Origin of the sequence: Streptococcus sp. HCA-5024 (assembly GCF_037890265.1) — a bacterium.
Classification (GTDB): Bacteria; Bacillota; Bacilli; order Lactobacillales; family Streptococcaceae; genus Streptococcus; species Streptococcus lingualis.
The window spans coordinates 127460-140699 of the sequence record NZ_JBBKBR010000004.1; the positions used below are offsets into that span (position 1 = coordinate 127460).

Genomic DNA, 13240 nt, shown 5'->3' on the forward strand with positions numbered 1-13240 from the left:
TTTAATAGCAAAAGAAGTCAAAAAGACTTCTTTTTTAGTTTTTTTAAAAATATCACTAATTTTAAAAATATGCCTTATAAAACTTTTCATTGCTGAAACCGTGTGGTAAAATGATTAAAGTATAAAATTTGTATAAAGGGAAGATACATGAAAAAGAAAGATCTTATTTTTTATGCTGGAACAGCCGTTTTGTTAGCTTTTTCGACACAACAAGTCAAAGCCGATGAGCAACATGCGTCCGATCAAACACCAGAAAATACATCAGCTATCATTGCAACAAAAACTTCATCAGAAGCGCAGAATACTGTAAGCGAAGGAGTGGGAGTTGAGAAAGGTATTCAGACAGAAAATACCGTTGCAACAGAGGCAGCACCTGTCACACCGACTCTTAGCAATAACCAGCCTTCTGACAAGGGCACTAGTGACAAGGTTGTATCAGAGCAACCAGCACCTGCCGTGGTAGCTAGTCGCGCTCCATACGGCGCACGCGCACGAGTGGTAGAATCAGAAGATAATAGTTTGCCGGTTGAGAAAGTAGAGAAGCCAAGTGGTACTTTAACAATTGAAAACAATGATCAAACTACAGGTGCATTTGATGCAGTTGTTAGTAATATCACATCTCCAGGTGGTGTTAAGGAAGTTTTAGTTCCATCGTGGAGTTTAGAAAAGGGTCAAGACGACCTTATTTGGCATAAGGCGACGAAACAAACGGATGGGAGCTATCGTGTAACCATTAAGGCAAGTGAACATAAAGGCAATAAAGGAAACTATCGCGCTGATGCCTACATCGTTGACAACTCTGGGGAACGGCACTATATCGCGGAACAAGTAGTTTCGGTTGATTACGTTCGACCAAGTGGTGTTCTGAAGATTGAAAACAATAACCCAGTAGCAGGTACCTTTGATGCTGTTGTAAGCAATATTGTTGCCCCAACTGGTCTAAAAGAAGTATTAGTTCCATCATGGAGTCTTGAAAATGGACAGGATGACCTAGTATGGCACAAGGCAACACGTCAAGCGGATGGTTCTTATCGTGTGACTATTAAAGCGAGTGATCATAAGAATTCTACTGGGAATTATCGTGCTGACGCCTACATTGTAGATGATTCAAATAATCGTTTTTATCTGACTGAAAAAGTAGTTGAGGTTCATCAGGTCAAACCAAGTGGCACAGTAACGATTGAGAATAACAATACTGAAAAAGGTACGTTTGATGCTGTTATTCGCAATGTAGTCGCACCATATGGCTTGAAAGAGGTCCTAGTCCCTACTTGGTCTAACAAAAACGGTCAGGACGATTTAGTTTGGCATAAGGCTGAACGTCAAAGTGATGGAAGCTACCGTGCAACCATCAAAGCATCTGATCATAAGAATGACACAGGTAAATTTAATGTCCACATTTACTACGTAGATCAAAATAATAAGAAAAACTACATTACAGAGACAATTACAGAAGTTCAACAAGTCAAACCAAGTGGTACTGTTACAATTGAGAACAACAATACTGTAACAGGTACGTTTGAAGCAGTTGTTCGCGATGTAGTAGCTCCAAACGGATTGAAAGAAGTTCTAATCCCAACATGGTCAGATTCGAACGGGCCTGATGATCTAGTATGGCATAAAGCAGTCCGTCAAAGTGACGGAAGCTACCGTGCTACCATCAAAGCCTCAGACCATAAAAATGAAGATGGTAAATACAATATCCATGTTTATTATGTAGATCAAAATAACCAACGAAACTATATTACAGAAACTACGACAGAAGTGCGTCAAGCCCGTCGTTCTGGTACAATCTTAATCCAAAACAACAACAAGGATGCGGGTACCTTTGATGTCATCATCAAGGATGTCTATAGCCCTAAAGGTGTGCGGACTGTGCAAGTTCCTACTTGGTCTGATAAGGACGGCCAAGACGACATCCGCTGGTATGAAGCGACTCGTCAAGCGAACGGAGATTACAAGGTCTCGGTCAAAGCGAGCGATCATAAGAATTCTACTGGTAAGTACCATGTTCACCTTTACTATATCCAAAATGATGGTTCTCGTGTAGGTGTTGGTACTACGACTACAGAAGTGGAGTTCCGAAATGCCATGACCAAGACGCAAGCTTCTATTAAGAACGTCAATTCTGGTGCTGGAACCTATACAGTAACGGTGGATCAAGCGCCTCAAGGTCGTCAGATTAAGAATATCCGTGTTGCTGCTTGGTCTCAAGCCCATCAAGAAAATCTCTACTGGTATTCAACAGCACCTTCTGGTATGCATACCGAAGTGCAGGTCTCTGCAGCAAATCACCAGTACCAATCAGGTAACTATACCACTCACGTCTATGTGGATTATGTCGATGGTGGCGTTGAAGGCTTTAACCTTGGTCAAACAGCCCTTCATCCCCGTGCGACAGTAGATCAAACTGCTTTTAGTCCTCGTGTAACGAATGGACAACGGGACCGTGTCTTACGGGCAGCAGCTAGTCTAGTGGGCGTTCGTGGCGGCACTGCAGCTCACCAACAATTGATCAATGATTATAACAGTGTTAAACCACTTCCAGTTGGTTATGCAGTGAAGACGACCGATGACTGGTGTGATATCTTTGTCACAACAGTCTTCCAGCGGGAAGGTTTGAGCGGTTTGATTGGCCGTGAATGTGGAGTCGAACGTCACATCCAGATTTTCAAACGCTTGGGTATTTGGAATGAGGATGGTACCACTACACCAAAAGCAGGGGACATCATCACCTTTAACTGGGATCAAAATAGCCAACAAAACAATGGCTTTGCGGATCACATCGGAATTGTCGAAAGCGTCTCAAACGGAATCATTCATACCATTGAAGGAAACTCCAACAACCAAGTCCGTCGCAATACCTACCGAATCGGACATGGCAATATCCGTGGATTTGCAACCCCACGCTATCAATAATAAAAAGGGAGTGGGAAAGAACTCCAATATAAAAAAGGTTGAAAAGGTTCCCCAAATCTTTTCAATCTTCCCACCCCTGCATAGCTTCAACGGTCTGGGAGACTGTTGAAGGTTGTGGATAAAGGAAACTTTGTTTCCCTCATTAGGTCATCTTTGGAGCTTAAAAAGAGAACAAAGATGCCAATCAACCACTGCGTCATACAGTTATTTCTATCAAATATAAAAGGCTGAACAGTTTTTGTCCAGCCTATTTTTTGTGGCTTCTTTTTTTAGTCTCTCAACCCTTCTTCGAAACTCTTGGAAGGGGCCTCGACTTGGATGGTTTCAAGGTTTAATGGATTGGTGAAGGTCAAGCGGTGAGCATGGAGCATGAGTCGCTCTCCGCGTGCAGGGTTATAGAGAGGATCCCCGACAATCGGGTGCCCATGATGGGAGAGATGCACCCGGATCTGATGGGTACGCCCCGTCTTGAGCTGGCATTTGACCAGGCTGTTTCGCCCGATTTTTTTCAGTTGCGTCACCTGAGTTTCTGCGTACTGACCTTTTCGTGGATCGACCAGGCGCTTGCGCCGATCGTGGCGATCGCGTCCGATTTTATCCTTGTAGACGATGGTCTTTTGTGCTAAGCTGCCTTGGATCAAGGCCCAGTACTCGCGTTGGATGTTTTTATCTTCCAAAATGCGGTTGAGAATGGGCAGGATAAAAGGATTTTTGGCAAATAAAATCGCTCCGCTGGTTTCCTTGTCTAACCGATGCACGACGTAGCAGGTAGATCCAACATAGCTGGAAACATGGTTGAGAAGAGCAATTTCTGTCGGCTCATTGGCATGGGTTTTCATACCTTCGGGCTTATTGACGATGATGACATGCTCATCCTGATAGAGTTCTTCGACCAGACTCGGGTCTCCGGCTGGGAGCTCTTTTTCAGGGTAATCGTCCGCGTCAAAGATCAGCTGGATCTGGTCTCCTTTTTGAACGGGGCTCTGCCAGTTGATGGTCTCGCCATTGACCAAGACGTGTTTCTTGGTTCGTAAAAAATGCCGGATCTTACGGGGAATGAGGAAGTAGTCCTCAAGCAACTCTTTCACAGTCATCTGGGGAAAGGATTGTGGAATGGTAAATTGATAGTTCATGACCCTATTGTAGCAAAATCTAAGCTTAAAGAAAACTAAATGGGAGAAGGGGATGAGCTATCTTTTCTTGCTAGGACAAGGATAAGGTGTTACAATAACAGGTATGAATAGAATAAAAGAATTATTTGAAAACCTGATCACTTTTTTTAGAAAGGATCATCCACCCAAAGCGGTGGCAGAAGAAGTGCCAGACACGGAACTACCGGAAGAGACAGTAGAGCCGATCTATAGTCGCTCAGGCAAGCACAGAAGCAAGCCTCTCTCTCAGCATCCCTTCCGTCGTTTTTGGCGCAGATTCCATTTGACCAAGATTCTCCTGATCATTGGGCTAGGCTTTAGCCTCTTGACAGGGGGCTATCTTTTCTACCTTGCTAAGACGACCAACGTCAAGGATTTGCAGAATGCACTGAAGGCGACTACCATTATCTATGATAAGAATGGGGACCAGGCGGGAAGTTTGACCGGGCAAAAAGGAACCTATGTCGAACTCGATGCCATTAGTGAGAATCTGCAAAATGCCGTGGTCGCAACAGAGGACCGGAGCTTTTACAAGAATAGCGGGATCAACTATGGTCGCTTCTTCTTAGCGATTTTGACCCTGGGTCGCTCAGGTGGTGGGTCAACCATCACCCAGCAGTTAGCCAAGAATGCTTACCTGTCTCAGGACCAGACGGTGGAGCGTAAGGCTAAAGAATTCTTCCTAGCGCTTGAAATCAATAAGAAATACAGTAAAAAAGAAATCCTCACCATGTACCTCAACAATGCCTATTTTGGAAATGGGGTTTGGGGAATTGAGGATGCTTCCAAGAAGTATTTTGGGGTTTCAGCCAGTCAATTAAGCCTGGATCAGTCTGCTGTTCTCGCCGGTATGCTCAAGGGACCTGAGATCTATAACCCGCTCTATTCGGTAGAGAATGCGACCAATCGCCGCAATACGGTCCTCCAAAATATGGTGGCGGCTGGTTATATTGACCAGGCAACGGCTGATCAGTCTGCTGCTGTCGATATCCATGGCCAGCTGGTCGATGCCTATGAAGGCAAGTCAGAGGATTACCGCTACCCATCCTATTTTGATGCGGTCATCAATGAGGCGGTCAATGAATACGGCCTGACCGAAGAAGACATTGTCAAAAATGGCTACCGGATCTACACCGAGCTGGATCAGAATTACCAAGCAAGCATGCAGGTGATCTATGACAATACGGCCCTCTTCCCAGTAGCGGAAGACGGCACGCGCGCGGAATCTGGTAGTGTCGCCCTTGATCCTAAGACCGGAGGGGTTCGGGCTCTCGTAGGGCGTGTCGGAAGCGATCAAAATCCAGGATTCCGTAGCTATAACTATGCGACCCAGGCTGCTCGAAGTCCAGGATCAACCATCAAACCTTTGGTTGTCTATAGCCCAGCTGTTGCTGAAGGTTGGTCGACCAATAAGGAATTGGACAATAGTACCACCCAATATGGAAGCTATGAGGTCAATAACTACGCGGGAATCCAGTCTAGCCCAACGGTACCGATGTACCAGGCCTTGGCAGAGTCCCTTAACCTTCCAGCCGTAGCGACCGCTAATGATTTGGGTCTTGATACGGTCTTTGAGTACGGGAAAAAATTCGGGCTCAACATGGACAAGGTGGACAAGTCGCTTGCCGTTGCCTTGGGAGCTGGTGTGACAACCAATCCGATGCAGATGGCCCAAGCCTATGGAACCTTTGCCAATGGTGGTGTCATGAATGATGCCCACCTCATTACCAAGATTGAAAATGCAAGTGGCCAAGTGGTCAAGAGCCACAGCCAGAAATCAACCCGAGTGCTCAGTGGTTCAACGACAGATAAGATGACCAATATGATGTTGGGAACCTTTAGTAATGGTACAGGGGTGAACGCTGCGCCTTATGGTTATACCATGGCAGGGAAAACCGGTACGACAGAGACCAGCTTTAACAAGGACCTCTCTGGAGACCAGTGGGTGATCGGCTACACGCCAGATGTGGTCATCAGTCAGTGGCTTGGTTTCCCAACGACCGATGAAAATCACTACCTGACGGACAGTAGTGCTGGAACGGCATCCGAGATCTTCCGCAATGTTGCCAACAGTGTTCTGCCTTATACAGACGGTACCCAGTTTGACTCGGTGAAGAACTCTTATGCTGAAAACGGTATTGCACCAGTCGGAGAAGAAACGACAGAAACAGATAGCAAAGAAGACAAAGGTTTCTTTGAGGATGTCAAAGAAAAGGCGTCGAATATGGTTGATAATGCGAAAAAAGCAATCGACGAGGCCGATATCCCAGGAAAAGCGAAAAACGCTTGGGATACCTTCAAAGGCTGGCTTGGTTTCTAATCAAAAAACGATTCAGAAATTCTTCTGAATCGTTTTTTGTTTAAAGTTCACTATCTGACAAGCTAAAGGTATCGCCGTGTTGGAGATCTCCGTACTGGTAGCCCCGTTTGAACCAGCGCATGCGTTGCTCGGAGGTTCCGTGGGTAAAGCTATCTGGCACCGAGTAGCCGTAGGCTTGCTCCTGGAGTGTGTCGTCACCGACCGCATGAGCTGCATTCATGGCTTCTTCGATATCGCCGATATCCAAAAGGTTTCGGTCTTGAATGGAGCGGGCCCAGACACCGGCTAGGTAATCGGCTTGTAGCTCGATGCGGACACTGATAGCATTTCGTTCCTTTTCAGAAAGGCCTTGTTGCATCCGATGGTATTTGCCAAGGATTCCCAGCTCATTTTGCACGTGGTGGCCGACTTCGTGAGCGATCACGTAGGCCATGGCGAAGTCACCGCTAGCCTTGTATTTGGTTGTTAATTCCTTGTAGAAGCTCATATCCAAATAAATCTTTTTGTCGGTTGGACAGTAGAAAGGACCAGCCGATGCTTGCCCAACCCCACAGCCTGTCTGTGTCCGTCCGGTATAGAAGACTAGTTTGGGCTCATGGTAAGTACGTCCTTCAGCTTGAAAGACCTTGTGCCAATGATCTTCTGTTGTTCCAAGGACCTTGCTGACGAACTCGGCATCTGCATCGTCGACATGGGTCTTGTTGGTGCGCGTGACTTGGGTGGATTGGTAAGGTTGAGAAGAAGTCCCATTTCCAAAGAGACCCCCAAGGCTAGCGCCACCACCTCCTAGAAGAACCAGAAGAAGGATGAGGACGATCTTACTTTTGAAGCTCCCCGGCGATAGTAAGATCTGTAAAATGCCTCCGCCAAGATTACTATTGCCTGAAGACTGGGAGTAGCTTTGCCCTCGGCGGTCTTCGATATTTCTACTTTCTTTTAGATGATCACTTTTCATATTCGTCTCCTTTTGTTTTATTTTACCAAAAATGAGGAGAAAACCAGAGTGATAACGCTTTAGATTTGCTTTTTTCTTGACAGGAGATTTTCTGTTCTTGTCAAAACGTGGAAAACTTGCTATAATGGGGTGAACGGAGGCGTTATGGCATTAAAAAAAGCAAGTCTAGCGTGTACGGTTTGTGGGTCACGCAATTACTCCATTAAGTTGAGTGGGACGCCAAAACCAACACGTCTAGAAGTCAATAAATTCTGCAAGCATTGCAGCAAGTATACCATCCATAAAGAAACACGATAGGAGAGAGTTGTGAAATTCATTAAAGATATTTTCGTCTTACTAAAAGATACAACTTGGCCAAATCGCAAGGAAAGATGGAAAAACTTTATCTCAGTGATTGAGTACACCGCTTTCTTTGTTGCATTGATTTATTTGTTCGACAAAGTCATTGCACGTGGCCTATTGCACATGATCAATTTCTTTTAAGAAAAGAAGCCAGGTGGGATCCCCAGGGTCCCACTTTTTGCGGTTTTTTCTTAAAAATAAATCAGCAAACCTCTTTGCATTCCTGCAAAATGTGGTATAATGAAGCTAGGAAAAGGAAAGCCAAGAGGCTTTTTTTAGTATGTTCACAAAAGCTCGAGCAGGCTAAACAGAAAGAAAGGATGCCCAAATGGACAGTTTTGATAAAGGCTGGTTTGTACTACAAACCTACTCAGGATATGAAAACAAGGTAAAAGAGAATCTTTTGCAACGTGCGCAAACTTACAATATGTTAGAAAACATCTTGCGCGTAGAGATTCCGACTCAAACCGTACAAGTTGAGAAAAACGGTAAAACAAAAGAAATCGAAGAAAATCGCTTCCCAGGTTATGTCTTGGTAGAAATGGTCATGACAGATGAAGCTTGGTTTGTCGTTCGGAATACACCGAACGTTACTGGTTTCGTTGGATCCCACGGGAACCGTTCAAAACCAACTCCATTGTTGGAAGAAGAAATCCGCAGCATCTTGCTCTCTATGGGTCAAACCGTTCAAGAGTTTGATTTGGATGTCAAGGTGGGCGACACAGTTCGCATCATCGACGGTGCTTTCACAGACTATACTGGTAAGATCACTGAAATTGATAACAACAAGGTGAAAATGGTCATTTCTATGTTCGGTAACGATACGGTTGCAGAAGTGAATTTGAACCAAATTGCTGAATTGTAAAAAAAATAGAACCCTCCAAGAAAAACTTGGAGGGTTCTTTGTATGGATCGTTATTGATTTTTATCCAGGCCTGTGATCTTTTTTAACTGCTTGGTTTCTGCAGCAGACGTAACATTGAAGATCTTATTTCCTTGTGTAGAAAAGCTAGATTCATCTCCGTTGCTATCTTTATAGACATAGCTGGTCCCATTTTCTGAACGCATAATGGCATAGGGTTTTCCGAGACGTTCGAGGGCCGTTTTTGGTGTATCGGATTTGGAAATGCTGCTAGTAGACTGGTGGTTGGCATCGCCCCCTCTTAGTCGGAAGGTGATATCTGTTAACACATTATTGCGGAAGAAAGCCATGATATCGCCATTGTCTGTTGCCCATACATTGACTCCATCGCCAGGATTCGCACTGTCTGTACTACTTACGGGGTGACCAAAGGCTGCAACTACGTCATCGTAACTGCTTCTTTCTTTTGGCCCACCAACCTCTTGTCCATCTTCGGTTCTTAATACAAAACCGGTGGTAGGGTGGAGGTTCTTGAGCTTTTCGATCTCAGGAATGGATGCAGCTCCTGGCACATATTGGAGAGATGCGCCATCATCTGGATCCAAACTGAAGCGGCCTGAAAAATCATCTGAGCTACTACTGTCTGAAGAAGTGCTCGACGATTTACTAGATGATGCTTTGGTAGAAGATTGTTTGATCGGTTTTCTGGAGCTAGAAGCTGTTTTTGCTGGTTGCGCAGAATTGGCGGGTGAGCAAGCGGCTAGTGTCACTAGTGAAAGAAGACCGATCGTAAAGAAACGAATGTTTTTCATAAATACCCTTTCTAATGTGCTTCGCTGATCAGGCGAGGTTTTATTATATCAATAATCAAGGAATGGGGCAAATGGCAACAAAAAAAACCCCCTATTGCTAGGGGAATTTTTAAAAGATAAAAGATGATAAAAAATTTTATTATCAAGGCGGTAGACGGATTTGAACCGACGATCAAGCTTTTGCAGAGCCGTGCCTTACCACTTGGCTATACCGCCATAACATATAATATTGTAACCTAAAAAACAAGATAGGTCAAGAAAAACTTTTTACGTCAAACAACTTTAGAAAACCATTTCATCGTAGGGATTGAAAAAATCTCTCAAATAGCTTGCGAATTCTAGTGATTTCTGCTATACTTATAGAGTTGTCTAAGACAGCAAATACTCATCTCGGATCCATTGTGGCACCGTTGCCCTTGTGGTCGTGCTGCAAGTTGACGTCTGAGAGAGGAGAAAAAACAAAAAAGGAGAAACTACTCATGGCAGTAATTTCAATGAAACAACTTCTTGAGGCTGGTGTACACTTCGGTCACCAAACTCGTCGCTGGAACCCTAAGATGGCTAAGTACATCTTCACAGAACGTAACGGAATCCACGTTATCGACTTGCAACAAACTGTAAAATATGCAGACCAAGCATACGACTTCATGCGTGATGCAGCTGCAAACGATGCAGTTATCTTGTTCGTAGGTACTAAGAAACAAGCTGCTGATGCTGTTGCAGAAGAAGCTGTTCGTGCAGGTCAATACTTTATCAACCACCGTTGGTTGGGTGGAACTCTTACTAACTGGGGAACAATCCAAAAACGTATCGCTCGTTTGAAAGAAATCAAACGCATGGAAGAAGATGGAACTTTTGAAGTTCTTCCTAAGAAAGAAGTTGCATTGTTGAACAAACAACGCGCTCGTCTTGAAAAATTCTTGGGCGGTATCGAAGACATGCCTCGTATCCCAGACGTAATGTACGTTGTGGATCCACATAAAGAACAAATCGCTGTTAAAGAAGCTAAGAAATTGGGTATCCCAGTTGTAGCGATGGTCGACACAAACACTGACCCAGATGATATCGATGTTATCATCCCAGCGAACGATGACGCTATCCGTGCTGTTAAATTGATCACTGCGAAAATGGCTGACGCTGTTATCGAAGGACGTCAAGGTGAAGACAGTGTTGCTACAGTAGAAGCTGAATTGGTAGCTACTGAAGGTCAAGCTGATTCAATCGAAGAAATCGTTGAAGTTGTAGAAGGCGACAACGCTTAATTTCATTCAATAAGTAACGAACCTAAGAGGGCAGGGCTCGGCCCGACCCTCTTATTTTATTAAAAAATATAGGAGAACAAAAATGGCAGAAATTACAGCTAAGCTTGTAAAAGAATTGCGTGAAAAATCTGGTGCCGGTGTCATGGACGCTAAAAAGGCATTGGTTGAAGTTGAAGGTGATATCGAAAAAGCGATCGAATTGCTTCGCGAAAAAGGTATGGCTAAAGCAGCTAAGAAAGCTGACCGTGTTGCCGCTGAAGGTTTGACTGGTGTTTATGTCAATGGTAACGTTGCAGCAGTAGTTGAAGTAAACGCTGAAACTGACTTCGTTGCGAAAAACGCTCAATTCGTTGAATTGGTAAACGCAACAGCGAAAGTGATCGCTGAAGGTAAACCAGCTAACAACGAAGAAGCTCTTGCTTTGACAATGCCTTCAGGTGAAACTCTTGAAGCTGCATACGTATCTGCAACAGCTACAATCGGTGAAAAGATTTCATTCCGTCGTTTTGCTTTGCTTGAAAAAACAGATGCACAACACTTCGGTGCTTACCAACACAACGGTGGACGTATCGGTGTTATCTCTGTGATCGAAGGTGGAGACGAAGCGCTTGCTAAACAAATCTCAATGCACATCGCTGCAATGAAACCAACTGTTCTTTCATACAAAGAATTGGATGAACAATTCGTGAAAGATGAATTGGCACAATTGAACCACGTCATCGACCAAGATAACGAAAGCCGTGCAATGGTTGGTAAACCAGCTCTTCCACACTTGAAATTCGGTTCAAAAGCACAATTGACTGACGAAGTGGTTGCTCAAGCTGAAGAAGATATCAAAGCTGAATTGGCAGCTGAAGGTAAACCAGAAAAAATCTGGGATAAAATCATCCCAGGTAAAATGGATCGCTTCTTCTTGGACAACACAAAAGTTGACCAAGCCTACACTCTTCTTGCACAAGTCTACATCATGGATGACAGCAAGACAGTGGAAGCTTACCTTGAATCAGTAAATGCTTCAGTTATCGAATTCGTTCGTTTTGAAGTTGGTGAAGGTATTGAAAAAGCTTCAAATGACTTTGAAGCAGAAGTTGCAGCTACAATGGCAGCAGCTCTTAACAACTAAGAATAAAAAAATAAGAGGTTTCGAAGGAAACCTCTTTTTTGTAATATAAATTCATCTAAATAACTCACTTAAGGAAAGATTCAGAGAAAATATTATGTGAATTGATATTATGGGGTCATTCATTTGCTTAATGTGCGAAGGTATCGATTCCTAGAAGCAGGGACAGGGTTCCCATGATGAGGCCGGCTAGGATCACTCCGAGCATGACTGCGAGGCTACTGCGTTTGAAGTCCCAGTCAAGGATAGAAGCTGCAAGGGCACCAGTCCAGGCACCAGTTCCCGGAAGAGGAATTCCCACAAAGAGCAATAAGGCCCAGAAGATTCCCTTGTCTCCTGCAGCTTTTTCTAATTTCTGTCCGCCTCTATGGCCCTTATTGAGACACCAGCTAAAAAAGCCTCCGATAATTGGTTTTTTTGCCCCCCAAGTAAGAATATGGCGGGCGAAGAAGAAGATCAGAGGGACAGGGAGAAGATTTCCGATCACGCCGATCAGGAGCGCTGTCCATAAGGGAATACCATTTGCAATGGCAAAAGGGATGGCCCCGCGCAATTCAACAAGGGGCACCATGGAGATCAGGAAGGTAAAGATATATTTCATTAGTCAAGCCTTTCGATTAGTCTTCTTCATTCTATCGTATCTTCCTTCAATTGACAACTATTCCAGCTTTGGAATGAACTTTTTAAATCTTTTATCTTGACTTTCTGAATGAGGAAGCATATAATAAAGACATAGTTAATTAGAATCATTATAAAAAAGGAGAAACGATATGACAACTATGAAACATGAAGCAGCTACTGATGTAGCAACTTTTGCACCTTCTAATAAAGAAACTCTTCCAGAAACAAAAGCCCTCTTGAACCAAGTCGTAGCAGATCTCTACGTCGCTCACATTGCCCTTCACCAAGTACACTGGTATATGCGTGGACGTGGCTTTATGGTTTGGCATCCAAAAATGGATGAATACATGGACAGCTTGGATGCAACCTTGGATGAAGTGAGCGAACGCTTGATCACTCTTGGTGGAGCTCCTTATTCTAGCATGACTGAATTTTTGGAACACAGCAATATTGAAGAACGCCGTGGAACATTTACGAAAAATGTAGAAGAAAGCTTGACACGTATTCTTGAAATCTTCCATTACCTTGATGGCCTTTACCAAAAAGCTTTGGATGTTACAGATGCTGAAGGCGACGATGTAACCAACGATATCTTTGTTGGGGCTAAAGCAGAACTTGAAAAGAACATTTGGATGGTGGCTGCTGAACTTGGTCAAGAACCAGGATTATAAGATCATAAAAAAATAGAAGCCGTTGGCTTCTATTTTTTTGGTTTGTAGGAGATTTCCACTAATTAAAGGAATTCTTAATCTAACTATAGTTGGAGCGAAATCGAGGCCTATCGCTCCTATTTTTTTGGTATAGTTAATATGTGATTTTCTGTAAGCGTTCGCAGGTATAAGAAAGCGCTTACAAATTAAATTGTTAATCCTAAGA

Annotated in this window: 12 protein-coding genes and 1 tRNA gene; 8 read left to right on the forward strand and 5 right to left on the reverse strand. The window is 43.9% G+C overall.

The window, feature by feature from the left end; all coding sequences use genetic code 11:
- Positions 1-147 precede the first annotated feature (147 nt).
- On the forward strand, positions 148-2919 hold the full coding sequence (locus WKT08_RS07625; protein ID WP_340281195.1) for a GBS Bsp-like repeat-containing protein: 2772 nt from the start codon (positions 148-150) through the stop codon (positions 2917-2919).
- Between the two features lie 269 nt (positions 2920-3188).
- Here the strand turns inward: WKT08_RS07625 and WKT08_RS07630 are convergent, their stop codons facing one another.
- Positions 3189-4052 carry an RluA family pseudouridine synthase gene (locus WKT08_RS07630; protein ID WP_340281197.1) on the reverse strand — a complete coding sequence of 288 codons (864 nt, stop codon included), beginning with the start codon at positions 4050-4052 and terminating at the stop codon, positions 3189-3191.
- Between the two features lie 103 nt (positions 4053-4155).
- Here WKT08_RS07630 and pbp2a point away from each other — a divergent pair, with 103 nt between their 5' ends.
- Entirely contained in the window at positions 4156-6390 is a 2235-nt protein-coding gene (pbp2a, locus tag WKT08_RS07635) for a penicillin-binding protein PBP2A (protein ID WP_340281199.1), read from the forward strand.
- A gap of 40 nt (positions 6391-6430) precedes the next feature.
- Here the strand turns inward: pbp2a and ypfJ are convergent, their stop codons facing one another.
- Positions 6431-7345 (reverse strand): KPN_02809 family neutral zinc metallopeptidase, encoded by a 915-nt coding sequence (gene ypfJ, locus WKT08_RS07640; RefSeq protein ID WP_049472712.1) that lies wholly within the window; start codon positions 7343-7345, stop codon positions 6431-6433.
- A gap of 144 nt (positions 7346-7489) precedes the next feature.
- Between ypfJ and rpmG the strand changes: the two genes are divergently transcribed.
- The 3 genes from rpmG to nusG all read left to right on the forward strand — a co-directional run bounded on the left by rpmG (position 7490) and on the right by nusG (position 8552).
- The gene (rpmG, locus tag WKT08_RS07645; protein ID WP_003009043.1) at positions 7490-7642 is read left to right on the forward strand and encodes a 50S ribosomal protein L33; all 153 of its coding nucleotides are present in this window, start codon (positions 7490-7492) and stop codon (positions 7640-7642) included.
- 9 nt (positions 7643-7651) lie between these two features.
- On the forward strand, positions 7652-7828 hold the full coding sequence (gene secE / locus WKT08_RS07650; RefSeq protein WP_003002261.1) for a preprotein translocase subunit SecE: 177 nt from the start codon (positions 7652-7654) through the stop codon (positions 7826-7828).
- Positions 7829-8015: 187 nt separating this feature from the next.
- On the forward strand, positions 8016-8552 hold the full coding sequence (gene nusG, locus WKT08_RS07655; RefSeq protein WP_003002077.1) for a transcription termination/antitermination protein NusG: 537 nt from the start codon (positions 8016-8018) through the stop codon (positions 8550-8552).
- A gap of 50 nt (positions 8553-8602) precedes the next feature.
- On the opposite strand, the gene WKT08_RS07660 is transcribed toward nusG, so the two are convergent.
- Both WKT08_RS07660 and WKT08_RS07665 read right to left on the reverse strand, forming a co-directional pair.
- Complete coding sequence (locus WKT08_RS07660; RefSeq protein ID WP_340281205.1) at positions 8603-9361, reverse strand: hypothetical protein; 759 nt, start codon at positions 9359-9361, stop codon at positions 8603-8605.
- Between the two features lie 145 nt (positions 9362-9506).
- Positions 9507-9577 (reverse strand) — tRNA-Cys (locus WKT08_RS07665).
- 263 nt (positions 9578-9840) lie between these two features.
- On the opposite strand from WKT08_RS07665, the gene rpsB reads away from it, so the two are divergent.
- Together rpsB and tsf are read left to right on the forward strand one after the other, a co-directional pair.
- Positions 9841-10623 (forward strand): 30S ribosomal protein S2, encoded by a 783-nt coding sequence (gene rpsB, locus WKT08_RS07670; protein ID WP_340281207.1) that lies wholly within the window; start codon positions 9841-9843, stop codon positions 10621-10623.
- Positions 10624-10705: 82 nt separating this feature from the next.
- Positions 10706-11746, forward strand: coding sequence for a translation elongation factor Ts (gene tsf, locus WKT08_RS07675; RefSeq protein ID WP_003001949.1), 1041 nt, complete (start codon positions 10706-10708; stop codon positions 11744-11746).
- Positions 11747-11873: 127 nt separating this feature from the next.
- On the opposite strand, the gene WKT08_RS07680 is transcribed toward tsf, so the two are convergent.
- Positions 11874-12344 carry a COG2426 family protein gene (locus WKT08_RS07680; protein WP_003002130.1) on the reverse strand — a complete coding sequence of 157 codons (471 nt, stop codon included), beginning with the start codon at positions 12342-12344 and terminating at the stop codon, positions 11874-11876.
- A gap of 169 nt (positions 12345-12513) precedes the next feature.
- Between WKT08_RS07680 and WKT08_RS07685 the strand changes: the two genes are divergently transcribed.
- Positions 12514-13035, forward strand: coding sequence for a Dps family protein (locus tag WKT08_RS07685; protein WP_340281211.1), 522 nt, complete (start codon positions 12514-12516; stop codon positions 13033-13035).
- The last annotated feature ends 205 nt before the right edge of the window (positions 13036-13240 follow it).